We start from the raw sequence: 25,005 nt of genomic DNA, 5'->3' as shown, positions 1-25,005 counted from the left end.
CGCCGGGCGCGCCATCGCGTAGTGATTTCGGTTGGCGTCAGCCGACGCTGCCTTCGAGCGAGATGCTGATTAGCTTCTGCGCCTCGATGGCGAATTCCATCGGCAACTCCTGCAGGACTTCCTTGACGAAACCGTTGACGATCAGCGCGATCGCCGCTTCCGCCGGAATGCCGCGCTGCAGGCAGTAGAAGAGCTGGTCTTCGGAGATCTTTGAGGTGGTCGCCTCGTGCTCGAAATGTGCCGTCGAATTCTTCGCCTCGATGTAAGGCACGGTATGGGCGCCACACCTGTCGCCGATCAAGAGCGAGTCGCACTGCGTGAAGTTGCGCGCGTTCGATGCCCTGCGGTGAGCCGAAACCTGACCGCGATAAGTGTTCTGCGACACGCCTGCGGCGATGCCCTTGGAAATAATGCGGCTCGACGTGTTCTTGCCGAGATGGATCATCTTGGTGCCGCTGTCGACCTGCTGATGTCCGTTGGACACGGCGATCGAATAGAACTCCCCGCGGCTGTCGTCGCCGCGCAGGATGCAGGACGGATATTTCCAGGTGATCGCGGAGCCGGTCTCGACCTGCGTCCACGAAATCTTCGAGCGGTCGCCGCGGCAATCGCCGCGCTTGGTGACGAAGTTATAGATGCCGCCCTTGCCCTGCGCATCGCCCGGATACCAGTTCTGGACGGTGGAATACTTGATTTCGGCATCATCGAGAGCGATCAGTTCGACAACGGCGGCATGCAGCTGGTTTTCATCACGCTGCGGCGCCGTGCAGCCTTCGAGGTAGGACACATAGGCGCCTTCCTCGGCGATGATCAGCGTGCGCTCGAACTGTCCAGTATTCTTCTCGTTAATACGGAAATATGTGGAAAGCTCCATCGGGCAGCGGACGCCCTTCGGCACGAAGACGAAGGAGCCGTCGGTGAAAACAGCGGAGTTCAGCGTCGCATAGTAATTGTCGGTCTGCGGAACGACCGTGCCGAGATATTTCTTCACCAGCTCCGGATGCTCGCGGATCGCTTCCGAGATCGACATGAAGATCACGCCGGCCTTCTTCAGCTCTTCCTTGAAGGTCGTCACCACCGAAACGGAATCGAAGACGGCATCGACGGCGATCCTCGACTTCTCGACGCCGGCGAGGATTTCCTGCTCGCGCAGCGGGATGCCGAGCTTTTCGTAAACCTTCAGCAGCTCCGGATCGACCTCGTCCAACGACGACGGGCCGGAGGTGCTCTTCGGCGCGGCGTAGTAGTGGATATCGTTGAAATCAATCTTCGGATAGTCGACGCGCGCCCAGGTGGGCTCGTCCATCGTCAGCCAGCGCTTGTAGGCCTCAAGGCGCCATTCGAGCATCCATTCCGGCTCACGCTTCTTGGCGGAGATGAAGCGAATGATCTCCTCGGACAGGCCCTTGGGTGCCTTGTCCATCTCGATGATGGTTTCGAAGCCATATTTGTACTGGTCCACATCGATCTGGCGGACGCGTTCAACCGTTTCTTGGACGGCGGGCATATCGTTCTCCAATCTCGCCGGGTAAAGGTCCGGCAGCTTGTCTTGGGGCAGTTTTCCTTACCCCGTATGTAGGTGGCCAAAAGGGGTTTTTCAGCCCGATTGGCAAGCGGAAATTTGCGTTTCCGCAATTTAGTGAGGCGGTCAGGCCGCTTCCCCGGCCGGCCTGCACCGCCCGGCTATCTTCGCAAAGGCGGCGACCGCCCTGTCGATTTCTGCTTCCGTCGTCGCAAAGCCGAGTGAAATGCGCAGCGCCCCCATTTTCGGGTCGCAGCCCATGGCCACAAGAACATGGCTCTCGCCGACCTTGCCGGACGAGCAGGCGGAGCCCGCCGAAAGCGCGATGCCCTCGAGATCGAAGGCGATCTGGCCGGTCTCGGCCTTCAGGCCCGGAAGCGTGAAGAAACTCGTATTCGATACCCGCGGCGCGTCCGCGCCATAAATAAGCACATGGGGCGCCGCACGCCGCATACCGTCCTCAAGACGATCGCGAAGCCTTTCAAATCTGCTATTGCGGTCGTCGAATTCATCAAGCGCCGCGGCTGCGGCGGCACCAAAGCCAATGATGGCGGACGAATTTTCAGTCCCCGACCGGTGACCTTTTTCCTGGCCTCCACCGCGGATCAGCGGCCGCGGCATCAGAACCTCGCCGCGCGAAACAAGCGCACCGGCACCCTTCGGCCCGCCGAGCTTGTGTGAAGACACGATCAGGAAATCGGCGCCGAGCTCGTTGATGCCGAGCTTCAAGCGTCCTGCTGCCTGCACCGCATCGACGATGAGAAGTCCGCCGTACGTCTGTACGATCTTGGCGGCTTCGCGAACCGGCTGGACGATACCGGTCTCGTTGTTGACGAGCATGATCGCCACCATCGGCGGGCCTGAGGCCTTGTCGTGGGCCGCAAGCAATCTCTCCAGCGCTTCCAGATCCACGACACCCGCAGACGTGACCGGAATTTCGGTCGTCTTTTCAGCCGGAAAGCGACCGCCTTCACGCACCGCCGGATGCTCGATCGCCGAATAATAGAGATGGCCGATCGCAAGCGGCGTGCGTCCCATGCGGAAATCCGGCGTCAGCACCGTATTGACCGCTTCCGTCGCGCCGCTCGTAAAAACCACATGTGCCGGCTCGGCTCCAGTCAGTGCCGCAACCTGGCGGCGCGCGGCCTCGATTGCAGCGCGCACGGCGCGACCTTCTCCGTGGACCGAATTCGGATTTCCAAAGAGATCGAACGCGCTCAGAATCGCCTCGCGCGCTGCGCGATGCAGCGGCGATGTCGCGTTCCAATCAAGATAAAGGCGGGGCGGCGCCATGCTCTTTTGTCCTGCGCTTGATTCCAGTTAGGCTGCTACGGTTCATTTTTCTTGAAATGTCCGCCGGGCTTGCCTTATGACACTTCCACGATGCGTGGATCGCATACAAGTTTCGAATTGTTCTAAACTGCGTTTTAGAAAAGCTGACAACGTTCGTCAAGTCTAAGCGCCAGGAACGCGAAAATAAAAACCCGGAGTACCGATGCCCGAAGTCATTTTCAACGGCCCAGCCGGCCGTCTTGAAGGCCGCTACCAGCCCTCCAAGGAAAAAAGCGCGCCGATCGCCCTTATCCTGCATCCGCACCCGCAGTTCGGCGGCACGATGAACAATCAGATCGTCTACCAGCTCTTCTACATGTTCCAGAAGCGCGGGTTCACGACATTGCGCTTCAATTTCCGCAGCATCGGCCGCAGCCAGGGCGAATTCGACCACGGCGCCGGCGAGCTTTCGGATGCCGCTTCAGCACTCGACTGGGTTCAGAGCCTGCATCCCGATTCGAAGACCTGCTGGGTGGCAGGCTATTCCTTCGGCGCCTGGATCGGCATGCAGCTCCTCATGCGCCGTCCGGAAATCGAAGGCTTCATGTCGATCGCGCCGCAGCCGAACACCTACGACTTCTCGTTCCTGGCGCCCTGCCCGTCCTCCGGCCTGATCATCAACGGCGAAGCCGACAAGGTCGCACCCGAGAAGGATGTTAACGGTCTGGTCGAGAAGCTGAAGACGCAGAAAGGTATTCTGATCACCCACCGCACGGTGCCGAATGCCAATCACTTCTTCAACGGCCAGGTCGACACGCTGATGGCCGAATGCGAGGATTACCTCGACCGGCGCCTCAACGGCGAACTGGTGCCGGAGCCAGCTGCGAAGCGCATTCGCTGACAATCAAATATCAGTGGCGCCGAGCTCGAATGTCGGCGCCACGAAACCGTCGATCAGCCGGGGCGCTATCTGTCGCATTCCGATCTTCTTCAGCACATGCTGCGAGGCGAAGTTTTCCGGATGCGTGAAAGCGATGAAGCGCCCGGCGAACCCCTCGGCGAAGAACCACTTGGCAAGCGCGCTCGCTACCTCCGTCGCATAGCCCTTTCCCCATTCCTCCTCGCGAAGCGCATAGCCAAGTTCGAATTCGTTCTCGTCGCGATCATGCATTGAAATTCCGGCGCGGCCGATGAAGCGTCTGTCACCTCTGCTCAGCAGCTTGTATTTCGTCGTACCGTCCCGCGCTTGTTCCTTGATCCAGTTCGCAAGCCGTTCCTCACACTTTTCCATATCCCAGGGTGCGCCGCCTGACATATAGCGCGTCGTGCCTACCGTTGAATGCAGCGCCATGATAAGCCCTGCATCCGCTGCGTCCCACATTACCAGCCGCAGCCGCGGTGTTTCCAGAATGATCTCTTCCGTCATTGTGACCTCGCAAGAATGCCGCCGCTGACGGGCTGTCGAACGCCGGTCGTGCCGGGAAAGGTGAGCGGCAGTGCCTCCAGCGATCGCACCGCGAGATAGGCCCAAGCTTCGGCCTCCATGGCATCGCCGTTGAAGCCAGCGTCCTCGGCGGAGATCACGGCGGCTTTCTGCTGCGCAGCGAGATCAGCAAGGTCCCGCATGATCGTGTGGTTCAGCCGCCCGCCGCCGCAGATGACATAAAGGGCCGGTGTCACCGGCAGGTGACCGGCCGATTTGATGATCGAGGCCGCAGCGACATAAGCAAGCGTGCGCGCACCGTCGGCAAGTTCGGCGTCCTTGCCGTTCGGCGGCAGAAAGTCGTTGCGGTCGAGCGACCGGCGTTTCCCGGCCGTAAAGAACGGACTGTTCAGGTATCGGTCGGCTAGTTTGGCGACGATCTTGCCTTCCGACGCGATCATGCCGCCCTGATCGAACGGTATTCCGGCGTGGGTCTCGACCCATTGATCGATCAAGCTGTTTCCCGGCCCGCTGTCGTAGGCGGCGATTGCGCTTTCGGCGCCGATATAGGTCAGGTTCGAAATGCCGCCAATATTGACGAAGCAGACCGGCAGTTTGGTGCCTCGAATAGTCCCCGCCAGCGCTGCGTGATAGGCCGGCACGAGCGGCGCGCCCTGACCGCCGTGCAACATGTCGTTGGCGCGCATGTCGTAGACGACCGCAATGCCGGTTTCCCTCGCAAGCAGTGGCCCGTCGCCGAGCTGGACGGTCAACGCTTCGTCCGGCCGGTGCAGCACGGTCTGGCCGTGGAACCCTACGACGTCGATCGAGCTGCGATCCAGACCGTGACGATTGAGAAATTCCGCAACGGCAGATGCATGACGTATCGTCAGTTCGCGCTCGATCGCCGCAAGCTCGCCGGGGCGCTCTTCGCGCCTGCGGATGGATTTTGCCTGTTCGAGCGCAAGCTTCAGCCTGTCGCGAAAGGCCGGATCGTAAGGCATACCCAGGAACAGCCCGCGTTCCACGTGGGCTTCACCGTCCGTGCGAACCAGGGCGACATCGATCCCGTCCATCGACGTACCGCTCATCAGGCCGATCGCGGTTCTTATTTTACCCATCCATCCTCCAAAACATTCCGAACGGAATAGTGCACTTTCGGCAAAACAGTGCTAAACGCGCCGCGGCACTTCAACAAGTATCAATCCGACACCCCGAAGAGACGAAGTCATGTCCGAGTTCAAATCCGATTTCCTGCGCACATTAAAAGAGCGCGGCTTCATTCATCAGATCTCCGATGAATCGGGCCTCGACGAATTGTTCGCCAAGGAAACCGTGACGGCCTATGTGGGCTACGACGCTACGGCGACCAGCCTTCACATCGGCAACTTGATCTCCGCGACCATGCTCTACTGGCTGCAGGAAACCGGCCATCGGCCGATTGCACTGATGGGTGGCGGCACCTCGATGGTCGGCGACCCCTCGTTCCGCGACGAGCAACGCAAGCTCCTTACGCCCGAGGCGATCGCGACCAACATCGAAGGCATTAAGAAAATCTTCTCGCGTATCCTGCGTTTCGGCGAAGGCAAGACTGATGCGACGATGGTCAACAATGCCGATTGGCTGATGAAGCTGAACTATGTCGAGTTCCTGCGCGATGTCGGCCGCCACTTTTCGGTCAATCGCATGCTCTCCTTCGACAGCGTAAAGCTGCGTCTCGACCGCGAGCAGTCGCTCTCTTTCCTCGAATTCAACTACATGATCATGCAGGGCTACGACTTCGTCGAGCTCAGCCGCCGCTATGGCTGCCGCCTGCAGATGGGCGGATCGGATCAGTGGGGCAATATCATCAACGGCGTGGACCTCGGTCACCGCATGGGGACGCCGCAGCTATACGCTTTGACAACACCGCTGCTGACGACGAGTTCCGGCGCAAAAATGGGCAAGTCTGCCTCCGGTGCCGTCTGGCTCAACGAGGATGTCTTCAGCCCCTACGACTTTTGGCAGTACTGGCGCAACACGGAAGATGCCGACGTCGGCCGCTTCCTGAAGATCTTCACACGTCTGCCGCTTTCCGAAATCGCCAAACTGGAGGCCCTCGGCGGATCGGAAATCAATGAAGCGAAGAAGATACTTGCGACCGAGGCGACCGCGATCGTCCACGGACGCGAGAATGCAGAGAGCGCAGCCCAAACCGCACGTACGACCTTCGAGGAAGGTCGCGTTGCCGAGAACCTTCCTTCCGTAGATGTTCCCGCCTCCGAACTCGACGCCGGCATCGGCTTGCTTTCGCTGATGGTCCGCGCCGGCCTTGCCGCCTCCAACGGCGAAGCCCGCCGTCATGTGCAAGGCGGTGCGGTGCGCATCAACGACCAGGCGGTCAGCGACGAGCGCCGGCTGATCGGCAGCGGCGAGATCACCGCCGATGGCGTCATCAAGCTCTCGCTCGGTAAGAAGAAGCACATCCTGGTCCGCCGCGCCGCCTGACCGGCACGCTATCGAACCTAAAGGAAGCCGGCCCCCGCGCCGGCTTTTTTATTGGAACTCGAAGATGTTACGGAAAACGCCTGGCGCGATAATCGACAGCGGATTGATCTGCATGGCCGGATGGTCGAATTTGCCCGTCAGCTTGAATGTGATGCCGATCAGGCCGCGGTCCGAACCGTTCCCGAGAATGATGCCGATGACCGGCAGTTCCGCAAACAGCCGATTCAAGCCATAGGCCGGCATGAAGGTGCCGGTCATATCCATGTTGCCGCCCTGATCGCGGATCACGCCCTGGAACGTGGCCCCGATCTGATCGCCGCGCACCACGCCGTTTTCGACACCGATCACGCCGCCGCGCGAGACGATGCGCGCGAAGCCGCGCTGGAAGCGCTGCGCCGACGTGTCGATGTTGCGTTTGACGGCGGAATTGAGACTGCGCTGATCCTCGCCGACCGGCGTTGAAACGATCGAGTGCAGGCGTTGTTCGTTGATGATGGCGAAGCGGCGTATGTCGACGGAGCCATCCCAATCACCGCCGTTCCCAAGCCTGACCGACATGTTGAGCAAGCCGCCCTGCATGTGCTGGTAGAAATCTGCAAAGCGCGAGACGGCACCGGCGTCGCCGCTGGTGATGTTCAGGACACGGCCTTCTCTAGTCTGGCTGACAACCGCCTCACCGCTGCCGGTGACGCCGGAGAAATTCAGTGCCTGCAGCCGGTCGCCGCGCGAGATGTAAGTGGCCTCCAGATTGCGGATCTTTTCATCGTTGAAGCCGACGACGCTGCTGAGCTTCGCACGAACGGAGACATTGGAGCTGCCGCCGTCTTCGTCGCTATTGCCCTGCCCGTTCTTCAATCTCGCAAGAATCGGGCGCACATCAGCCGTGTCCCCCGATAGCGAAACGTCGAAATTGCCCCTGTTACGCCTGATCGATAACGCGAAGTCGTCAAGCGACGAAAGTCGCACGCGGTCGAAATCGGCGGATGCCAGATCGCCCTTGTTGAGGACAAGCGAGCCGCTGGCACCGAAGCCGTCGCCCTCCAGGCGGAAACTCCTGATTTGCGTGTTCTCGGGCGGCCCCGATACTTCGAATTCCGCCGTTGCGCCGATCCCGCTTCCCTTCGCCCAGCCGATCCAGGGCAGCTGCAGCGACGCCCTGTCGAGATCGATCCGAACGTTCTGGCGTTCCTCATCGATTTTCGTCAGCTGCATTGTCAGGCTGCCGTCGATGATCCCGGATAGGCCAGGAAGCACCTTTGCGCGCTGAGCGTTGTTCAGCGTCGCCGTGATGATGCGCTGCGGCTTGATACCGGACGATTTGTCCGTCGGTTCGACGAGTTCGATTTCGGCGACTACGCCGTCGATCTGGCCTTCAGCATCGAGCGTCACCTGCCGTGGATCGGCGTCGAGCGTGCCGTTCAGATTGTTGATCATCCGGCCCGACACCGGCTTGCCGATATCGACACCACTGAGCTGCATCGCCGCCTTCCATTCCGGTGGCGGAGGATTCTGCGATCTCAGAAGGCCGAGCCGCGCCTCGACGTCGGCGGTGATCTTGCCCTTGAGGTCCCCGGCCATGAGGCCGGCGCGCTGCAGGACCTGGACCGGTTTATAAGTCAGGAGTTCGCCCACGGCATCGGCATCGCCGGAGATGGCGAGCTTCATTTCCGCCATCAGCGGTTTTTCGTAAGTTGAGGGCAGCACGAAGGTGCCCTCTCCGAGGCTGACAGAACGGCCTGACGCGAAATAGGAGGTGCCGCTCTTGATCGAAATGACCGCCCGTTGGCCGGTCAGGTCGAAATGGGCGGATGTATCGCGAATCGGCGGAATATCACCCGCCACGTTCATGCGTGCATTAGCGATATCGAAATTGATACGGATCTGCTCGTCGCCGAGCCTCAGCCCCTTGCCGACGGCCTCATCCAGTTTGCCGGACGGGATGAATACGGAAATCGACGCATTGGTGACCGTACCGCCGAAGAGATTTCCAAGTACCCAATCGCGCGCCCTGGGCGCCATCCAGAACGGCCAGAGCTGCTTGATCGCAGCCGTCTGAAGCTGCTGCGATTGTCCGGCGAAACTGATTTCCGGTGATTTGTCGCCAAAATTGACATGAAGCGATCCGAACAGCTGCCCCAGAGGACTGGAAACCGTCATGCCCGTGAACTGCAGCTCCCGCGGGGCGACGAGATAGCGGCCCATCGCCTGGAGATCGAAAGCCAGCGGCTGTTCGCCCGACCCCACTGGAGCAGCCGTGCCGCCGCTGATCAGGAGATCGATGCCAAAGCCCTTACCAGCCGCCGGATCGAGCTTGTCGAGGTCGATGATGGCGCCGTTGAACGGAACGGAGGTGTTGCCGAATTGCGCTTGCGATCTTGCGATCTCAAGCGTCTGTTTCGTGAAGTCGTAGCCGAGATTGATGCGGCCGCCGTTCAGCTGCTGCTCGTCTCCATCGAGATAGATCAACCCCGGCGCAATATCTGCCCTGGCAGCGAGGGACGGCGCGACATCGCCAGCGCCGCGTACGGCGGAAACGCCAACGTCCGCAAAACTGTTCACGCCCTGCCGGATTTCCCCAAGCACGTTTCGCTTCAGAGTAAATGGCGTCAGATCGGCATGGGTGAGCTTCGCCGTAAATCGTGAGGCTTTCCCGGCGCTCTTTTCAGCAAGCACGTCCAGCATCGCCACTTCGCCATTGATCGCCACCTCGCCCGTCAAATGCATCGAAGACGGCCCCGAATGCGCGAAGACCAGATTGTCGACCACCATCGAAAGCGGACCGTTGACGGTGTCTGCGAGCTTGATGTCGATGCCGGAGAGACGGACAGTATCCGTCCCCCCACGTTCGACAAAGTCGTCCAGGATATCGAGATGGGAAAACGCCGCTTCCATCGCCTGCGGAATTGCGTCGATGCGAAGCTTGCTTAAGTCCACCGAGCCACCGGATGGCAGAAGCGCCGTGTCGAGCGCAATATCCTCGGCTTCGATCGCCGTCACGGCCACACGTCCACGAAAGAGCGCAAACGGATCGAGCGCCATGCGCATCGCGCCGGTCGTCGACAGATGCTGCCCGCTTTGCTGATCGATGATATTGACGCTACGGGCTTCAAGCGCGAGCTGCGCACCGGATGTGAAACGGATGACGGTCGACCCTACCTCTGCCCGATAGCGGGGACCTATCGCCGAATTCAACGCGGTCTGCGCCTGGCGCGACAGCGTCGTGTCGAACATGCCGCTTTCGATAGTGAAAATGATCGCCGCCAGAACAAAGAGGATAGCGGCAACGCAACCAGCCGTCACATTTGCCGCACGCCGGACGTGTGAGCGCGGCGGCGGCGGGCAATGCACGATGATCGGGTCTTCGGCCTGTGCGGAGGGAAGCTCATGCAGTGCGACGATATCTTTCTTGCAAAACGTAATTTTTTCGCCGCGAATCGCCGCCATGCGCTTTGGATAACCCCTGAGTTAGAATCTGACCGCCCCGGTCTGGCTGGACGAATTGAGCTTCAATATATATCCGCCGATTACAGTGTCATCCATAAACTCGGCGAAAGAAAGGTTACCACACATGGCGGTTCTCGGCATCGGCGCCACGGCCCCGGATTTCAATCTTCCCCGCGACGGCGGCGGACGGGTATCGCTTTCCGATTTCCGCGGAAAGCCGCTGGTTCTGTTCTTCTATCCGAAGGACGATACGACCGGCTGCACGGCGGAATCGCTGGCCTTCACCGCTCTGGCCGACGACTTCGACGCCGCCGGGGCGGCGGTCATCGGCATGTCACCCGATTCGGTCAAATGCCACGAACGCTTCATCAAGAAGCACAGCCTTTCGGTCGCGCTCGCGTCGGACGAAGAGAAGACGACCCTGCAGGCCTACGGCGTCTGGAAGGAAAAGAGCATGTACGGCCGCAATTTCATGGGCGTCGAGCGCACGACCTTTCTGATCCGCACTGATGGCACGGTCGCGATGATCTGGCAGAAGGTCAAGGTGCCCGGCCATGCCGAAGACGTTCTGAAGGCCGTCAGGAACCTCAGCGCATGAACGCGCTTTCGATGACATCGCTGCGTGGCGGCGCGATCGACGCCATCTGCTCCGCCGATCTCGATCGCAAGACAGCCCTCGCACAGGAAGCGGCGACCCGCTGGTTCGCACGAAGGGTTTCCCTGCGTTCGCCGCGTGATGCGCCGCTGCCGGAGAGGCCCGGCCGGCCGGAAAAGCCGGCATTGGTGCCCCCGACACAGGTCGAGAGACGCTCGCTGCACACCGTCAACGGCCGTATCGCGCTGCTTCACGCGATCGCGCATATCGAGCTCAATGCCGTCGATTTAGCGCTCGATATCGTTGCGCGTTTTGCAACCGAAGCGGTTCCGAATTCGTTCTTCGACGGATGGATGCAGGTTGCCTTCGAGGAAGCGAAGCACTTTCGCCTGGTCCGCGGGCGCCTGCGGGATCTCGGCGCCGACTATGGCGACATGCCCGCCCATGACGGCCTATGGCAGGCCGCGCACGCGACAAGGAACGACCTCACGGCACGGCTTGCCGTCGTCCCACTGATTCTCGAAGCCCGCGGCCTGGACGTCACGCCGTCCTTGCAGGCGAAGATGCGCGAAACCGGCGATCTCGCAAGTGCAGCGGTGCTCGATGTCATCTACAACGATGAAAAGGGCCATGTGGCAGTTGGCGCCAAGTGGTTCCGCTTCCTCTGCGCCCGCGGACGCCGCGACCCAGCGCAGACCTTTAAGGACCTGGTGCGCGCAAACTTCCGGGGGCCGCTGAAGCCGCCGTTCAACGATCTGGCGCGCGCGGAAGCCGGGCTCACGCCTTCTTTCTATCGTTCGTTGACTTCAACTAGCAATTTGTAACCTATACATGCATCAACGAGCCGGCTTGGGTATTTGTTAACCATAACGATGTGTAATCACTCCTGATCGAAGCACGGGCGCATCAATTGGGAGATTCTCCGTGACGCATGCACAGCATAATCGCGTATTCGGCAAGCGTTCGCAGGAACATATCCTCATTCTCGCCAGCGGCGACAAAGTCCGGCACGTAACCATAAAGCCGTGGATGGCAGCGCTTGCCTTCTGCTTTACCGGCGTCTTGGTGATCGGCTATCTGCTTGCAACCTCCTACCTCGTCCTTCGCGACGACCTGATCGGCGCCACCATGGCGCGCCAGGCCCGCATGCAGCATGATTATGAAGATCGCATCGCGGCTCTGCGTGCGCAGGTCGACCGGGTCACCTCGCGTCAGCTGCTCGACCAGCAGCTGGTGGAGGACAAGGTTGACAAGCTCATGGAGCAGCAGATGGCGCTGACCTCGCGCCATGGCAAGCTCGGCTCCCTCCTCGACCGTGCCGAAAATTCCGGGCTGACGGGGAAGGATGAGACCGTGGGGCCCGTCCAATCCTTCGAACCCGCGACGAGGGATAAACGTGCATCCCTTTCAGGGGGTGCCGAGGCGATCGGCAAGCTGGTGGCAGGCACCGGCGAACCGGCCGGCGCGTCGCCCGGTAATTCCGCACTCGCCTATGTACCAGCACCCGAAACCATCGGCGATCGTGCCGACCGACTGTTCTCGAAGGTCACGCTTTCGCTGAAAGGCGTGGAAGAAGATCAGCGCGCCCGTCTCGAACAATTGACGGCGGATGCAGGCAATGCCGCCAACAGTATCGAGAAAGTCCTGACCCGCTTCAGGATTGCTGTGCCGGAACAGGCTGCCGTCAAGTCCGCGGATGACAGCGCCGTAGGCGGCCCGTATGTCGAGCCGGAAAACGGCGACGATTTCAACAATTCCCTCGCGCAGCTCGATGCCGCCTTGACGCGCCTTGAAGCCGTTCGCAGCACGGCCGAAACCCTCCCGTTCCGCAATCCGGCGATCGGCAAGGAAATCACCAGCCCCTTCGGCAATCGGCGCGATCCCTTCCTCGGCCGCCTCGCCTTCCATTCCGGCGTTGATTTCCGCTTTGCTCCGGGTGAGAGAGTGCGTCCTACAGCCCCGGGCACGGTCGTCAATGCTGGCTGGACAGGCGGCTACGGCAACATGGTCGAGATTGATCACGGCAACGGCGTTTCCACCCGTTACGGCCATATGTCGCAGATCCTGGTGAGGGCCGGCGATACGGTCGGCCGGTCGGATGTGATCGGCCTTGCCGGTAGCACCGGCCGCTCGACGGGTACGCATCTGCATTACGAGGTACGCCAGAACGGCCGCGCGGTCGATCCTGTGTATTTCATGAATGCCGGTCTTAAACTTGCCACTTACATCAAATAATCAACTGCAGTAACGACAGTTTTACCTATACGAGCGCCGCAGGGCCCGTATTCCTTGACTTGCAAGCCGTTTGGGATTATGTCGCGCTGCATTGCGGCATGCAATCCTGCCGACTCAACAGAGTATGGCCGAACCTGAACGGAAATAGTTTCCCCCTTGACGACATTTGCTGATCTTGGCCTGAGCCAAAAAGTGCTTTCCGCCGTTACCGACGCCGGCTACACGATCCCCACTCCTATCCAGGCAGGAGCAATTCCGTTCGCCCTGCAGCGCCGTGACATTTGCGGGATCGCGCAGACCGGTACGGGCAAGACGGCATCCTTCGTGCTGCCGATGTTGTCGCTCTTGGAAAAGGGCCGTGCCCGTGCCCGCATGCCGCGGACGCTCATCCTCGAGCCGACGCGCGAACTCGCCGCGCAGGTCGCTGAAAACTTCGAGAAGTACGGCAAGAACCATCGCCTGAACGTGGCGCTGCTGATCGGCGGGGTATCCTTCGAAGACCAGGACCGCAAGCTCGAGCGTGGCGCAGACGTCCTCATCTGCACACCCGGCCGCCTGCTCGACCATTTCGAGCGCGGCAAGCTCCTGATGAGTGCCGTCGAAATCTTCGTCATCGACGAGGCAGATCGTATGCTCGACATGGGCTTCATCCCCGATATCGAGCGTATCGCCAAACTCATCCCCTTCACGCGCCAGACGCTGTTCTTCTCGGCGACCATGCCGCCGGAAATCCAGAAGCTCGCCGACCGGTTCCTGCAGAATCCGGAACGCATCGAAGTCGCAAAGCCGGCCTCCGCCGCCGCGAACATCACGCAGCGCTTCGTCGCCTCCCACGGCAAGGATTACGAGAAGCGCGCCGCCCTGCGAGAGCTCGTCCGTGCGCAGGAAGAGTTGAAGAACGCGATCATCTTCTGCAACCGCAAGAAGGACGTGGCCGACCTCTTTCGTTCCCTGGAACGCCATGGCTTCTCCGTCGGTGCGCTCCACGGGGACATGGACCAGCGTTCGCGCACGAATATGCTTCAGAGCTTCCGTGACGGGCAGCTGCAACTGCTCGTCGCCTCCGACGTCGCCGCCCGCGGTCTCGACATTCCTGACGTCAGCCACGTCTTCAACTTCGATGTTCCGATCCATGCCGAGGATTACGTGCACCGCATCGGCCGCACTGGCCGCGCGGGCCGTTCCGGCGCTGCCTTCACCATCGTCACCAGCCGTGACCAGAAACATGCCGACGCGATCGAAAAGCTGATCGGCGAGAAGGTCGAATGGCTGAGTGGCGATCTTTCCGCTCTTCCGCCTCCGGAACCGGGCCGCGAAGACGATCGCCCGCGCCGCGCGGGTAGCCGGGATCGCGACAAGGGCGGCCGTGGCCGCCCTAAGGAACGCCGGGTTCATAAAACTGATGTCGGCGCCGAGGATAATGCCGTCGAAGCCATCGAAGCAGCAGCACCAGCAAAGGCCGAAAGCGTGAAGCACGAGCGCAAAACAGAAAACAAGCCGCAGAACAGCGCGCGCAACTCCAGGCCCTACCCGGCAAACGACGACAGTCGTGACCGCCGCCGCTATCGCGACCACGACGACGGCCCGACGCCCGTCGGTTTCGGCGACGACATTCCCGCTTTCATGCTGATCGCGGCAAACGCCAAGATCTGATCGTCCGATGGGCAAGCCTGGCATCGATTTTCCGGGTCTCGGCGTCGGCATGGTGATTTTGCGCGACCGCAAGATCCTGCTTTACAGGCGCATTGGTGCGCCCGAAGCCGGTCACTGGAGCATCGTCGGCGGCAAAGTCGACCATATGGAGCCAACAGCCGAAGCCGCGCGCCGCGAAGCCGAGGAAGAAACCGGATTGACGATTGCTCGAACCGAACTTCTCGGTCACGCGGAAGTGATTTCAGGCCCTGACGCGCAGCATTGGGTCTCGTTTCTCTATATCGCTCGACAGGTCGAAGGCGATCCTCAGCTGACGGAGCCGGAAAAACTCTCGGATTTCGGTTGGTTCACGCGATCCGAACTGCCGACTCCGCTCTCCGACTTCGCCAAGGCCGCAATCGGTTATCTGGACAGCGAAGACTTCCGCTGATTATTCGGCTCTGAGCGACGCCTCGTAGGCAAGCCGGACCCATTTCGCCATTTCATCCGGATCGTCATAGGCGGCTTCCGGGATCGACCAGTAGGGCATTTTAACCGGATTGCCTTTCTTGCCCTCATAGACCCATTGGCTGGAGCCCGCTGCGGCAAATTCCGGCGAGCTCTCGCCGTCCGCCTTGAGCAGCACCTCGCCGCCGACTTCGACGGCGACGATGCGGCCGAGGTGATAGATGCCCTTGCCGCCGAACATGCGCTTGATCGTCACGGGACCGAGCCCCTGAAACATTTCCTCTATACCAGCCGCGTCCATTTCTATCCTTTCAGTATGCCGCCTGCCGCGGCAATCGCCTCCGGTGTATCCACGTCGAGATGCGCGCTCTCGCCGATGTCGACATCGACGACCGGTAGCCCTGCCGTCTCGATGATGTGGCGCGCACCGACATCGCCTTCGAGCGCAAGCACTGGATGATACAGTGATCGTGGCAGAATGACGGGATTTCCGCGCTTGCCTCCGGAGACCGCCCGAACGATCGCCCGGCCTTCGGCCTGCTCGAATGCGCTGATCAAATGATCGAGGTCCGCCGTCGAGACCCCCGGCATATCCGCAAGCATGACGAGGACGCCGTCTGCGCCGCCCGCATGGGCATTCGCGAAGCCGGCCGCGAGAGAGCTTGCCATGCCGGAAGCATAATCGGCGTTGAAGACCAGCTGCACGCTCAAGCCATCAAGTGCGGCTTCAATCTCGGCACGGCGATGACCCGTCACGACCGTGACTGACGAAGCCCTGCTGGCAACAGCAATCGATGCCGAGCGGCGCACCAGCGGCATGCCGTCGAATTCGGCCAGCAGCTTGTGCCGGCCGCCCTCGCCCATGCGGCGCGCCCGGCCGGCGGCAAGCAGGACGATCGCAACGGAAGCATCCGCACGTTTCCTGGCAGGCACGTCGCGCGGCTGTGGCCGCGATTGTATCTCCATCAGCAGGCCTCCGACGCCCATTCCGGTGACGTCGCGCGCGCGCGGTTCCTCGCCGGCCAGGATGCGGTCGAGAACCCAGTCGAAGCCGTTTTCCTTCGGGCTGCGGGCACAGCCCGGAGCGCCGACGACATAAGTTTCGCCGATGCGGCCAAGGACCATCAGATTTCCCGGATCGACCGGCATGCCGACACTTAGGATGCGCCCGCCCGCGTCGCGTATCGCTTCCGGAATGACATCCGCCGCGTCGATGACCGCCGAGGCGCCGAAAACGACGACGAGCTTCGGCGCGTCCTCCGGAATCGCCATGACATCCTTGATCGAGGCCGCAAGCGCCTTAGCCTCATGGGGCACGCGCCGCTCCCGCGACAGCCGGTTGCCGGAAGCGGCCAGTCGCCGCTCCAGGATGCGCGCCGTCTTGTCCATCACCGACACCTTCAACGAGGGCAGCTCCGTGGCAATCAGCGAAACGGCGTGATCGGCAAACGGTTTCACCTGAAATGGTGCGGTCGCGCGGAGCTCGGCGCAGGCAGTATCGATCTTCGCGCCTGGAACCGCCAGCGGAATAACCTTGAAGGTCGCCACCATGTCGCCCGCGCTGACATGCGTATGGTCTGCAAGACAGGCGAGCGTGATCGCAGGATCGATGCGGTTCAGCCGATCGACAGCTTCCCGGTTAGCCACAAAAAGCCCGTCCGTCGAGGCATAGATGTTCACGCGGCCAGTCGCTGCCTCCGAAAAGCGGAGATGATCCGGAGCGATCGCCTCACCCAACCGCGCGGCGGCTTCGTCCTCGCCGAGGTCGCCGTCCTCGAGGCGCGCCGCAACAATCTTCTCCACTCCCGATTTCTTCAGCCACACAACGTCCGCAGCATCAACCACATGTCCTTTCGGCAGCGTCCCGTCCGCCATCTTAATCGAATGGGCGAGCACGAGCCCTTCCGCACCGTTGACACCGAATTCGCCAAAGATCATGCCTTGTCGCCTTTCGGAGACGTGATGTCGCGCGAGCGCAGTGCCTGGATGATCTGCCCAAGAACCGCGACGGCGATCTCCGCCGGGCTGGAGGCGCCGATATCAAGCCCGATCGGGCCCTTGATCCGGGCCAGCTCGCCGTCGGAAAAACCTTCCTTCTTCAGCCGATCGAGACGCGAGCCGTGGGTCTTGCGGCTGCCGAGCGCGCCGATATAGAAGCAGCCGGTCCGAAGCGCCTCGGCAATCGGGAAGTCGTCGATCTTCGGATCGTGCGTGACCGCGACGACGGCCGTGTAGGCATCGAGTGGACGGTCCTTCAGGACATCGATCGGCCAATCAGCCGTCAGGTCCGTCCCGGCGAAACGCTCCGGCGTTGCAAAGGCAGTCCGCGGATCGATGATGCGGACGTCGAAGCCGGCAAGCGCCGCCATCTGCGCCAGGACCTGGCTGATATGCACTGCCCCGATGATGACGATATGCGCCGGCGGCAGATGCACGTTGAGAAAGTATCTGCCGCCATCGATCTCGCAAGTGGCGGACTTGCCAGAGCGGAATGCCGCCGCCACCGCATCACCGAGCGCGCCATCGACAGGCCCGCCTTCGAGGATCACACGATCCGTTCCACGCTCCAGGTCCGTAACCAGCATCACGGCCTTGCGCGCCCGGCGGGCGGCGTTCAGGCGCTCCAGATTGGCAATGTCCATCAGCCGAGCCTTTCGACAAAGACGCGGATGCGGCCGCCGCAGGATAGCCCGACGCGCCAGGCAGTCTCGTCGGCAACCCCGAATTCCAGCATCTTCGCCTTGCCGTCGCCGATCACGTCCATCGCCTCGGCGATGACCGCACCTTCGACGCAGCCGCCGGAGACCGAGCCCTCGAAATTGCCGTCGCCATCGATCACCAGATGGCTGCCAGCGGGGCGCGGAGCCGAACCCCAGGTTTCGATGACGGTCGCGATCGCCACGTCGCGGCCGCTCTTCTTCCATTCCTCCGCCGCCATCAGCGGATCGAGGCCGAAAGACGTCTCGCTCATGCCATGCCTTTCATTTTCTCGAGATAACGCCGCCGATCGTGTGTCGGCGATCTGCCTGCGCCGAGCGCCACAGCAAGGTCGCTCAAGGAGGATAGATTGTGAACCGGACGGAATTCGTCAACATGCGGCAGCATGGCGCGAACGCCGCGAGCCCGCGGCTCGAAGCCATCGAAGCGCAGAAGCGGGTTCAGCCAGATCAGCCGCCGGCAGGATCGGTGTAGCCGGTCCATCTCTTCGGCCAGCAACTCGATGCCTTCCCGCTCCAACCCGTCGGTGATCAGCAGCACCAGGGCTCCCTGGCCGAGGACGCGGCGCGCCCACAACCGGTTGAATTCCTTCAGCGTTTCGCCGATGCGTGTGCCGCCGGACCAGTCCTTCACGGCGCTAGCACATTCGTCCAAGGCTTGGTCCGCATCCTTGTGGCGCATCTGCCGCGTGACGTTGGTGAGCCGCGTTCCAAAAAGAAATGTGTGAACGCGGCGCCTGCTTTCCGTCAGCACATGCAGGAAATGCAGGAAGATGCGGGTGTACTGGCTCATCGAGCCCGAAATATCCGCAAGCACCACCAAGGGCGGCTGGATTTCCTTCTGTTCGCGATAGCGCGGCAGGATCAGCGAGCCGCCGGTGCGCAGCGCCGAGCGCATCGTCGCCCGCGGATCGACCTGCCGGTGAACATGCGATTGCCTGAAGCGCCGCGTCGGCACGCTGTCGAGCAGCAGTTGCAGCCGGGCGAGTTCTTTTCTCGCCAACGCAATTTCCGCCGTCGACATCTGCGCGAAATCCATCCGGCGAAAGACTTCGTTGCCGGATGTGGTGAACCGCGCATCGATTTCGATATCCGGCTCATCGCGAGTTGGTCTATTGTCGCGCCGGTCGCCGAGAAGCGCATCGCTGGCACGCGTCTCACCCACCTTCGCCTTTTCTTTTTCGCGATTGTCGGGCGCACGCGGCGACATCATCGCAATCATCTTCTCCACCAGATCGCGGGAGCGCCAGAAAAGTCTGAAGGTTTCGTCGAAAACAGGCTTGTCCTCGTGACGTTTGACGAAGACTGCAAAGAGCGCCGCGTGGAACTCCTCGCGCGAACCCATGCCGATTGCCTCGACCGCTTCGATGGCATCGACAATGGAACCCGGACCGATCTTGAGACCGGCCTTGCGAAGCGTCCGGGCAAAGAAAACGATATTGTCGGCAAAGCGCCCCTCGCCCAGCGGCAACGGCGGAACCGCGATACTGTCGTGCGGGGCTTGCGTTTCCATCTCTAGCCTGCGGCTCTCAACTCGTCTTTGACCTCGTTCAGCACCCGCACGCCCTCGCCGCCCTGGATGCGCGCAATGTCGTCCTGATATTTCAAAAGTGTACCGATCGTGTCGGAAATGGTTTCCGGATCAAGCGCCAGACGGTCAAGTTCGGTGAGCGCCGTCGCCCAGTCGATCGTCTCGGCCACCCCGGGATTCTTGAAGAGATCGAGCGTGCGCAGCTTCTGCACATAGGCGACGATCTGCTGCGACAGCGCCTCGTTGCAGCCCGGCACCTTCCGGTGGATGATTTCGAGTTCCTGCTCGGCTTCCGGATAATCAACCCAGTGATAGAGGCAGCGGCGCTTCAACGCATCGTGTACCTCGCGCGTCCGGTTGGTCGTGATGATGACGATCGGCGGCTCGGCGGCCTTGATGGTCCCGAGTTCGGGGATGGTCACCTGGAAATCCGAGAGTACTTCCAGCAGGAAGGCTTCGAAAGCTTCGTCGGTGCGATCGAGTTCGTCGATCAGGAAGACCGGCGCGCGACCGTCTGCGGACGAAAGTGCCTGCAACACCGGGCGGCGGATAAGGTAGCGCTCGGAAAAGATATCGGATTCGATGCGGCTGCGATCCGTCAACCCGGAAGCTTCCGCAAGCCGGATCTCCAGCATCTGCGCCGGATAGTTCCACTCGTAGACGGCGGATGCGATATCGAGGCCTTCGTAGCATTGCAGCCGGATCAGCGGCCGGTCGAGCGCTTTCGAAAGCACCTTTGCGATCTCGGTCTTCCCGACGCCGGCCTCTCCTTCGAGAAACAGCGGCCGTTTCATCTTCAGGGCGAGAAAGAGCACCGTCGCCAGCGACCGGCCCGCGAGATAATCCTCGCCTGCCAGCATGGCGATCGTCTCGTCGATAGACGCGGGCTGCTGCGGATGATCGGGCATAGCTCCTCCCTTTTAGGGAGTTATAGCGCGTGGTAGTCCCGGTTCATATAGAGCAGCGCCGGCTTTGTTTCGTTGAAACGCACGGCCACGACCTCGCCGAAGATGATGTGGTGAGTCGACATCTCCTTGATTTCCATGACCTTGCAATCGAAGGAGGCGAGGGAATCCCAGAGCACGGGCGCGCCGGTGACCAGCTTCTCGAACCTGCCGCTCGCAAATCGTTCGTCATTGCTCATCGGCGCACGTCCCGAAAAGGCGTCGGCGAGCGCCTGGTGATGCGCGCCAAGCGTATTCAGCGCAAAAATCCCGCTCTGGAAAAAAATGTCGTTCTTCGGGTTGCTGTTGTTCAGGCAGACGAGCACGCAGGCAGGATCGTCTGATACCGAGCAGGCAGCGGTGATCGTCACGCCGCGGCGTGTCTCGCCAAGCACCGTTGTCACAAGCTGCACATGACCGCCGAAACGGCTCATGGCATCGCGATAAAGCTGCGGATCGATCGGCTGCCTGTTCAACAAATGCGGTCTCCTGCGGCCGCGCCGCCTATTCTCGTGCCGCTAATATGGATGCCATCGGTTACCTTTTCTACAATGAAGCCGACGAAATGCGGCGCATTCGGCCTGTTTTTCTTTGACGATTGCCGCCGGGCAGCTAAAAGGGCATGGAGGGCGACAGGGAAACGGCGATTTTCATGAATATTCTGCGTGGCATAGCGGCTTTTTCGATGCTGTTTCTGGCAGCCGCCGCAAGCCATGCCACGGGTGTTACGATCGGCGTTGTCGCTCCCCAGGGAGGCAGCCTGCAGCAGCTCGGCGCGCAGGTTTTCGCCGGGGCGAGCTATCAGATCACCAAGGATGGCAACACTGTCGTCGCGATCAATGAGCCCTGCGAGGAAAACAGTAGTGCCGCGATTGCCGATGCGCTGGTGAACGCCAAGGTGCAGGTCGCGATCGGTTTTCTCTGCAGCGAGACGCTGGAAAGCGTACTGCCCAAGCTCAAGGATGCGAACATCCCGGCGATCACCGTCTCGGTGCGCGCCCGCATTCTGATGGAGGATGCATTGAAAAACGGCTGGCCGCTGTTTCGCCTGGCGCCAGCCGATGGCGCCGAAGCCGCACGCATCATCGAAGCGATCCTCAACGACTGGGAGGCAGCCCCGATAGCCCTCATAGAGGACGGCACCATCCATGGCCGCGAACTGACCGAGGCCGTCCGGAATGCGCTTGAGGAAAAAGGGCTGAAGCCCGTCTTTACGGATACCTATCGGCCGGGTCAAGACCAGCAGATCGCCCTCGTCCGCCGCCTGAGGAAGGCCGGTGCCACCAAGGTTTTCATCGGCGGCGACCGCGCCGACGTCGCTGTCATCGCTCGAGACGCCGCAGCGGAGAAGATTCCGCTCGATATTCTGGGCGGAGATGCCATGCGGGCGGCAAATCAGCCGCTGCCGCTTCCAGACGGCGTGCGTGCGGTCACCATGCCGGAATTCGACACTTTGCGGCCCGCACAAGCCGCAGCGGCAGCATTGCGGGCGCAAGGCATCGAGCCTGAAGGCTATGTCCTGCCGGCAGTCGCAGCAGCAGCCATCGCGCAGCAGGCGGCAACGACTGCCACGGCGGAAGGAGAGACGGTGGCGGAAAAACTCGTCGGGACGACGTTCTATACGCCGATCGGCGATCTGACGTTCACCGCCGGCCACGAGCTTTCGGAGAACCCTTACAGGCTGCTGGAATGGCGCCGCGGCACGTTCGCCGCGCCCGGAGATTAGAATGCCATTTACGCAGAGTTTACGGGTGCGCGCCATGCTGTTGCCCGTTCGCCCGTGTCCTGCTAAACCGCCGCGAATTCCCGAGGAGTGAGAAGTACCATGACCCTGCCAATCCGGATCGCCCCCTCCATCTTGGCTGCGGATTTTGCCAAGCTCGGACAGGAAGTGCGCGACGTCACGGCAGCAGGCGCCGACTGGATCCACCTCGACGTCATGGACGGCCATTTCGTGCCGAACATCTCCTTCGGCGCCGACGTCATCAAATCGTTGCGCTCCTATACGGACGCAACCTTCGACTGCCACCTGATGATCTCGCCGGCTGATCCCTATCTGGAGGCCTTCGCCAAGGCCGGCTGCGACCGCATCACGGTCCATGCCGAGGCAGGTCCGCATCTTCACCGCTCGCTGCAGACGATCCGCAATCTCGGCAAGAGGGCCGGCGTGACGATCAATCCGGCAACGCCGCTGTCGGCGATCGAAAATGTTCTCGACGACGTCGACCTCATCCTCATCATGTCGGTGAACCCCGGCTTCGGCGGCCAGAAATTCATTCCCGCGATGGCCGGGAAGATTGCCGCCGCGAAATCCCTGATCGGTGACAGGCCGATCGAGCTTGAGGTCGACGGCGGCGTCACGGTCGAGACCGCGCCGATCGTCGGCAAGGCGGGCGGCAATGTGCTCGTTGCTGGCTCGGCGATCTTCAAGGGTGGCTCGGTCGACGCCTACCGCAAGGCCATCAGCGACCTGCGAAGCGCTGCCGAGGCCGGGCGCGCATGAGATTACATCCCTGACAATGGAACGGATACGCGCTGCCAGACCACCCTATTTCGAGCTGTTTGGCGGCGCGGCGCTTTGGGGCCTCATGATGATGGCCTCGGCGATGACGACGCTTTACATGCGCAACCGCTTCGAGACGGGCCACGCGATCGAACTGGCGCGTCTCTATTTTGCGGGTGGACTTCTCTCCTGGCCCTTCATGTTGCCGATTGCCCGCTTCTTTGCTTATCGGCGGCGGATCGAAACGCGCTTTGCCGCCTTCTTCGTCTGCCTGACGGCAGGCACGATGCTGATGACGGCATTCCTCTTTTCCATGGACTACCGCATTTTCTATTCGCGCTGGCACGCGCCGTTCGGGAGCCTCATCTGGACCTATCAGCTCATCTTTACCGGCGCGAACGCCGTCTATCAGTTCCTCGTGCTCGGTCTGCGGCTCTTCTTGCCGTTTGGCCTGGTCTGCCTGCTTGTAACCAGCTACGCGCTTGCGAAACGCATGCGTTGAGATTACCGCGCGTCTTTGCTACAGGGGCGCCAGAAAGTCTTCCTCGCAACGAAAGCAGTGAGCCATGATCCCGCGTTACTCCCGCCCAGAGATGGTCGCCATCTGGTCGCCCGAAACCAAGTTCCGCATTTGGTTCGAGATCGAAGCGCATGCCTGCGACGCGCTGGCCGAACTCGGCGTCATTCCGAAGGACGCAGCAAAGACGATCTGGGAAAAGGGAGGGGCTGCAAGGTTCGACGTCGCCAGGATCGACGAGATCGAAGCGGTCACCAAACATGACGTCATCGCCTTCCTGACGCACCTTGCCGAATTCGTTGGGCCTGACAGCCGCTTCGTCCATCAGGGGATGACCTCGTCCGACGTGCTCGACACCACGCTCAACATCCAGCTGGTGCGCGCCGCCGACATTTTGCTTGCCGGCATGGACCGCGTGCTCGCCGCGCTCAAGACGCGTGCCTTCGAGCACAAGGACACGGTCCGCATCGGCCGCAGCCACGGTATCCACGCCGAGCCGACCACCATGGGGCTAACCCTTGCCCGCTTCTATGCCGAGATGAACCGCAACCGCGCCCGCCTCGTTGCGGCGCGCGCCGAGATTGCCACCGGTGCCATCTCCGGAGCAGTCGGCACCTTCGCCAATATCGACCCGCGCGTCGAGGAGCATGTCTGCGCCAAGCTCGGCCTCACGCCCGAGCCGGTTTCGACCCAGGTCATTCCCCGCGACCGCCATGCGATGTTCTTCGCCACGCTCGGCGTCATCGCCTCGTCGATCGAGAACGTTGCGATCGAAATCCGCCACATGCAGCGCACCGAGGTTCTGGAAGCCGAGGAATTCTTCTCGCCGGGCCAGAAGGGCTCGTCCGCTATGCCGCACAAGCGCAATCCGGTTCTCACCGAAAACCTGACCGGCCTTGCCCGCCTGGTGCGCATGTCAGTCGTTCCGGCACTGGAGAACGTCGCACTCTGGCACGAGCGCGATATCAGCCACTCGAGCGTCGAGCGCGCCATCGGCCCGGATACAACGATTACGCTGGATTTTGCCCTGAACCGCCTGGCCGGCGTCGTCGAAAAGCTCGTGATTTACCCCGAAAACATGGAGAAGAACCTCAACAAGTTCCGCGGCCTCGTCCATTCGCAGCGGGTTCTTCTGGCCCTTACCCAGGCGGGCGTTTCCCGCGAGGACGCCTATCGCCTCGTGCAGCGCAACGCCATGAAGGTCTGGGAACAGGGCATGGACTTTCTCGAAGAACTACTCGCCGACCAGGAAGTCCGTGCAGCACTGTCCGAAGAAGATCTCCGCGAGAAGTTCGACCTTGGCTACCATACCAAACATGTGGACACTATCTTCAAGCGCGTTTTCGGCTAACCACGGAGCGCTTTATTGCCGGTTTCCGGTATGTGAAACGATCGCGCTAACGATCTGCGGCCAATCTTCTCTGTGAAGCTCATGAGCGCCGCCCTCGACGCGTTGCAGCGTCGAGCCGGAAACCGCTCGGACGAGAGCTTCGCCATGAGCGATTGGAAATATCGGGTCGGAAGTTCCATGAATGACGAGGAGCGGCACCGACAGGTCGCCCGCGTTCTTGGGGCTACCGTCGTCACCACCTTCGAGCAGGAAATGATTAGTCGCGCTTGCAAAGGAGCGCGCCCGATCTAGTCACCTGGAACTGAAGTAAGCCTCATTATATATTGCTTCTGTTGGAACGGCAGGAGGGTTAGTGATGGTTGGC

General features: G+C 61.3%; 24 protein-coding genes. 11 read left to right on the top strand and 13 right to left on the bottom strand.

What is annotated here, in order from left to right; genetic code table 11:
• Nucleotides 1–37: 37 nt before the first annotated feature.
• Together sufB and BN1800_RS29195 are read right to left on the bottom strand one after the other, a co-directional pair.
• On the bottom strand, nucleotides 38–1,507 hold the full coding sequence (sufB, locus tag BN1800_RS29200) for a Fe-S cluster assembly protein SufB (RefSeq protein ID WP_087002471.1): 1,470 nt from the start codon (nucleotides 1,505–1,507) through the stop codon (nucleotides 38–40).
• Nucleotides 1,508–1,648: 141 nt separating this feature from the next.
• Nucleotides 1,649–2,815, bottom strand: coding sequence for a cysteine desulfurase family protein (locus BN1800_RS29195; RefSeq protein ID WP_087002469.1), 1,167 nt, complete (start codon nucleotides 2,813–2,815; stop codon nucleotides 1,649–1,651).
• A gap of 202 nt (nucleotides 2,816–3,017) precedes the next feature.
• Here BN1800_RS29195 and BN1800_RS29190 point away from each other — a divergent pair, with 202 nt between their 5' ends.
• Nucleotides 3,018–3,695 carry an alpha/beta hydrolase gene (locus BN1800_RS29190; RefSeq protein WP_027512438.1) on the top strand — a complete coding sequence of 226 codons (678 nt, stop codon included), beginning with the start codon at nucleotides 3,018–3,020 and terminating at the stop codon, nucleotides 3,693–3,695.
• Between the two features lie 3 nt (nucleotides 3,696–3,698).
• Here BN1800_RS29190 and BN1800_RS29185 read toward each other — a convergent pair whose 3' ends face one another.
• On the bottom strand, nucleotides 3,699–4,220 hold the full coding sequence (locus BN1800_RS29185; RefSeq protein WP_027512437.1) for a GNAT family N-acetyltransferase: 522 nt from the start codon (nucleotides 4,218–4,220) through the stop codon (nucleotides 3,699–3,701).
• Nucleotides 4,217–5,338: an anhydro-N-acetylmuramic acid kinase gene (locus BN1800_RS29180; protein ID WP_087002467.1), complete on the bottom strand. Its 1,122-nt coding sequence runs from the start codon at nucleotides 5,336–5,338 to the stop codon at nucleotides 4,217–4,219. The genes BN1800_RS29185 and BN1800_RS29180 overlap by 4 nt, the downstream gene beginning before the upstream one ends.
• 109 nt (nucleotides 5,339–5,447) lie before the next feature.
• Between BN1800_RS29180 and tyrS the strand changes: the two genes are divergently transcribed.
• Nucleotides 5,448–6,704, top strand: coding sequence for a tyrosine--tRNA ligase (gene tyrS, locus BN1800_RS29175; protein WP_087002465.1), 1,257 nt, complete (start codon nucleotides 5,448–5,450; stop codon nucleotides 6,702–6,704).
• 48 nt (nucleotides 6,705–6,752) lie between these two features.
• On the opposite strand, the gene BN1800_RS29170 is transcribed toward tyrS, so the two are convergent.
• Complete coding sequence (locus BN1800_RS29170) at nucleotides 6,753–10,148, bottom strand: YhdP family protein (protein ID WP_087002463.1); 3,396 nt, start codon at nucleotides 10,146–10,148, stop codon at nucleotides 6,753–6,755.
• Between the two features lie 124 nt (nucleotides 10,149–10,272).
• On the opposite strand from BN1800_RS29170, the gene BN1800_RS29165 reads away from it, so the two are divergent.
• The 5 genes from BN1800_RS29165 (at nucleotide 10,273) to BN1800_RS29145 (ending at nucleotide 15,061) form a co-directional block, all read left to right on the top strand.
• Nucleotides 10,273–10,746 carry a peroxiredoxin gene (locus tag BN1800_RS29165; RefSeq protein ID WP_087002461.1) on the top strand — a complete coding sequence of 158 codons (474 nt, stop codon included), beginning with the start codon at nucleotides 10,273–10,275 and terminating at the stop codon, nucleotides 10,744–10,746.
• Nucleotides 10,743–11,567, top strand: coding sequence for a ferritin-like domain-containing protein (locus BN1800_RS29160; RefSeq protein WP_087002459.1), 825 nt, complete (start codon nucleotides 10,743–10,745; stop codon nucleotides 11,565–11,567). Before BN1800_RS29165 ends, BN1800_RS29160 begins: the two co-directional genes overlap by 4 nt.
• A 100-nt stretch (nucleotides 11,568–11,667) precedes the next feature.
• Nucleotides 11,668–12,978: a M23 family metallopeptidase gene (locus tag BN1800_RS29155; protein WP_087002457.1), complete on the top strand. Its 1,311-nt coding sequence runs from the start codon at nucleotides 11,668–11,670 to the stop codon at nucleotides 12,976–12,978.
• Between the two features lie 156 nt (nucleotides 12,979–13,134).
• A complete protein-coding gene (locus BN1800_RS29150; RefSeq protein ID WP_087002455.1) occupies nucleotides 13,135–14,631 on the top strand; it encodes a DEAD/DEAH box helicase in 1,497 nt (498 codons plus the stop codon).
• A 7-nt stretch (nucleotides 14,632–14,638) separates the two neighbouring features.
• Nucleotides 14,639–15,061 carry an NUDIX domain-containing protein gene (locus tag BN1800_RS29145; protein ID WP_027512429.1) on the top strand — a complete coding sequence of 141 codons (423 nt, stop codon included), beginning with the start codon at nucleotides 14,639–14,641 and terminating at the stop codon, nucleotides 15,059–15,061.
• Here the strand turns inward: BN1800_RS29145 and BN1800_RS29140 are convergent, their stop codons facing one another.
• Genes BN1800_RS29140 through BN1800_RS29110 form a run of 7 tightly spaced genes read right to left on the bottom strand, consistent with a single transcriptional unit; the run spans nucleotide 15,062 to nucleotide 20,749 of the window.
• Nucleotides 15,062–15,379: a TfoX/Sxy family protein gene (locus BN1800_RS29140; protein ID WP_027512428.1), complete on the bottom strand. Its 318-nt coding sequence runs from the start codon at nucleotides 15,377–15,379 to the stop codon at nucleotides 15,062–15,064. It lies immediately after the preceding gene.
• Nucleotides 15,380–15,381: 2 nt separating this feature from the next.
• Nucleotides 15,382–17,016 carry an NTP transferase domain-containing protein gene (locus tag BN1800_RS29135; RefSeq protein WP_087002453.1) on the bottom strand — a complete coding sequence of 545 codons (1,635 nt, stop codon included), beginning with the start codon at nucleotides 17,014–17,016 and terminating at the stop codon, nucleotides 15,382–15,384.
• Nucleotides 17,013–17,720, bottom strand: a complete 708-nt coding sequence (locus tag BN1800_RS29130; RefSeq protein ID WP_027512426.1) for an XdhC family protein — start codon at nucleotides 17,718–17,720, stop codon at nucleotides 17,013–17,015. Before BN1800_RS29130 ends, BN1800_RS29135 begins: the two co-directional genes overlap by 4 nt.
• Nucleotides 17,720–18,049 (bottom strand): XdhC family protein, encoded by a 330-nt coding sequence (locus BN1800_RS29125; RefSeq protein ID WP_087002451.1) that lies wholly within the window; start codon nucleotides 18,047–18,049, stop codon nucleotides 17,720–17,722. The genes BN1800_RS29130 and BN1800_RS29125 overlap by 1 nt, the downstream gene beginning before the upstream one ends.
• On the bottom strand, nucleotides 18,046–19,308 hold the full coding sequence (locus tag BN1800_RS29120) for a vWA domain-containing protein (protein ID WP_087002449.1): 1,263 nt from the start codon (nucleotides 19,306–19,308) through the stop codon (nucleotides 18,046–18,048). Before BN1800_RS29120 ends, BN1800_RS29125 begins: the two co-directional genes overlap by 4 nt.
• 2 nt (nucleotides 19,309–19,310) lie before the next feature.
• Nucleotides 19,311–20,234, bottom strand: a complete 924-nt coding sequence (locus tag BN1800_RS29115) for an AAA family ATPase (RefSeq protein ID WP_087002447.1) — start codon at nucleotides 20,232–20,234, stop codon at nucleotides 19,311–19,313.
• A gap of 20 nt (nucleotides 20,235–20,254) precedes the next feature.
• Entirely contained in the window at nucleotides 20,255–20,749 is a 495-nt protein-coding gene (locus BN1800_RS29110) for a flavin reductase (protein ID WP_027512422.1), read from the bottom strand.
• 173 nt (nucleotides 20,750–20,922) lie between these two features.
• Between BN1800_RS29110 and BN1800_RS29105 the strand changes: the two genes are divergently transcribed.
• The 4 genes from BN1800_RS29105 to purB all read left to right on the top strand — a co-directional run bounded on the left by BN1800_RS29105 (nucleotide 20,923) and on the right by purB (nucleotide 24,641).
• Nucleotides 20,923–21,996, top strand: a complete 1,074-nt coding sequence (locus BN1800_RS29105; RefSeq protein ID WP_027512421.1) for an ABC transporter substrate-binding protein — start codon at nucleotides 20,923–20,925, stop codon at nucleotides 21,994–21,996.
• A 99-nt stretch (nucleotides 21,997–22,095) separates the two neighbouring features.
• Nucleotides 22,096–22,773 (top strand): ribulose-phosphate 3-epimerase, encoded by a 678-nt coding sequence (gene rpe, locus BN1800_RS29100; protein ID WP_027512420.1) that lies wholly within the window; start codon nucleotides 22,096–22,098, stop codon nucleotides 22,771–22,773.
• A gap of 16 nt (nucleotides 22,774–22,789) precedes the next feature.
• Entirely contained in the window at nucleotides 22,790–23,275 is a 486-nt protein-coding gene (locus tag BN1800_RS29095) for a hypothetical protein (RefSeq protein ID WP_027512419.1), read from the top strand.
• Between the two features lie 64 nt (nucleotides 23,276–23,339).
• Complete coding sequence (gene purB / locus BN1800_RS29090; protein ID WP_087002445.1) at nucleotides 23,340–24,641, top strand: adenylosuccinate lyase; 1,302 nt, start codon at nucleotides 23,340–23,342, stop codon at nucleotides 24,639–24,641.
• A 12-nt stretch (nucleotides 24,642–24,653) separates the two neighbouring features.
• Here purB and BN1800_RS29085 read toward each other — a convergent pair whose 3' ends face one another.
• Complete coding sequence (locus BN1800_RS29085) at nucleotides 24,654–24,839, bottom strand: alpha/beta fold hydrolase (RefSeq protein WP_244564697.1); 186 nt, start codon at nucleotides 24,837–24,839, stop codon at nucleotides 24,654–24,656.
• Between the last annotated feature and the right edge of the window lie 166 nt (nucleotides 24,840–25,005).

Origin of the sequence: Rhizobium sullae (assembly GCF_900169785.1) — a bacterium.
Taxonomy (GTDB): domain Bacteria; phylum Pseudomonadota; class Alphaproteobacteria; order Rhizobiales; family Rhizobiaceae; genus Rhizobium; species Rhizobium sullae.
This window is presented reverse-complemented; position numbering and strand designations above follow the sequence as displayed.

Excerpts from the sequence above, each read along its gene's own strand:
- sufB (WP_087002471.1), bottom strand. The coding sequence starts at position 1,507 with ATGCCCGCCGTCCAAGAAACGGTTGAACGCGTCCGCCAGATCGATGTG.
- BN1800_RS29195 (WP_087002469.1), bottom strand. The coding sequence starts at position 2,815 with ATGGCGCCGCCCCGCCTTTATCTTGATTGGAACGCGACATCGCCGCTG.
- BN1800_RS29190 (WP_027512438.1), top strand. The coding sequence starts at position 3,018 with ATGCCCGAAGTCATTTTCAACGGCCCAGCCGGCCGTCTTGAAGGCCGC.
- BN1800_RS29185 (WP_027512437.1), bottom strand. The coding sequence starts at position 4,220 with ATGACGGAAGAGATCATTCTGGAAACACCGCGGCTGCGGCTGGTAATG.
- BN1800_RS29180 (WP_087002467.1), bottom strand. The coding sequence starts at position 5,338 with ATGGGTAAAATAAGAACCGCGATCGGCCTGATGAGCGGTACGTCGATG.
- tyrS (WP_087002465.1), top strand. The coding sequence starts at position 5,448 with ATGTCCGAGTTCAAATCCGATTTCCTGCGCACATTAAAAGAGCGCGGC.
- BN1800_RS29170 (WP_087002463.1), bottom strand. The coding sequence starts at position 10,148 with ATGGCGGCGATTCGCGGCGAAAAAATTACGTTTTGCAAGAAAGATATC.
- BN1800_RS29165 (WP_087002461.1), top strand. The coding sequence starts at position 10,273 with ATGGCGGTTCTCGGCATCGGCGCCACGGCCCCGGATTTCAATCTTCCC.
- BN1800_RS29160 (WP_087002459.1), top strand. The coding sequence starts at position 10,743 with ATGAACGCGCTTTCGATGACATCGCTGCGTGGCGGCGCGATCGACGCC.
- BN1800_RS29145 (WP_027512429.1), top strand. The coding sequence starts at position 14,639 with ATGGGCAAGCCTGGCATCGATTTTCCGGGTCTCGGCGTCGGCATGGTG.
- BN1800_RS29140 (WP_027512428.1), bottom strand. The coding sequence starts at position 15,379 with ATGGACGCGGCTGGTATAGAGGAAATGTTTCAGGGGCTCGGTCCCGTG.
- BN1800_RS29135 (WP_087002453.1), bottom strand. The coding sequence starts at position 17,016 with ATGATCTTTGGCGAATTCGGTGTCAACGGTGCGGAAGGGCTCGTGCTC.
- BN1800_RS29130 (WP_027512426.1), bottom strand. The coding sequence starts at position 17,720 with ATGGACATTGCCAATCTGGAGCGCCTGAACGCCGCCCGCCGGGCGCGC.
- BN1800_RS29125 (WP_087002451.1), bottom strand. The coding sequence starts at position 18,049 with ATGAGCGAGACGTCTTTCGGCCTCGATCCGCTGATGGCGGCGGAGGAA.
- BN1800_RS29120 (WP_087002449.1), bottom strand. The coding sequence starts at position 19,308 with ATGGAAACGCAAGCCCCGCACGACAGTATCGCGGTTCCGCCGTTGCCG.
- BN1800_RS29115 (WP_087002447.1), bottom strand. The coding sequence starts at position 20,234 with ATGCCCGATCATCCGCAGCAGCCCGCGTCTATCGACGAGACGATCGCC.
- BN1800_RS29105 (WP_027512421.1), top strand. The coding sequence starts at position 20,923 with ATGAATATTCTGCGTGGCATAGCGGCTTTTTCGATGCTGTTTCTGGCA.
- rpe (WP_027512420.1), top strand. The coding sequence starts at position 22,096 with ATGACCCTGCCAATCCGGATCGCCCCCTCCATCTTGGCTGCGGATTTT.
- BN1800_RS29095 (WP_027512419.1), top strand. The coding sequence starts at position 22,790 with ATGGAACGGATACGCGCTGCCAGACCACCCTATTTCGAGCTGTTTGGC.
- purB (WP_087002445.1), top strand. The coding sequence starts at position 23,340 with ATGATCCCGCGTTACTCCCGCCCAGAGATGGTCGCCATCTGGTCGCCC.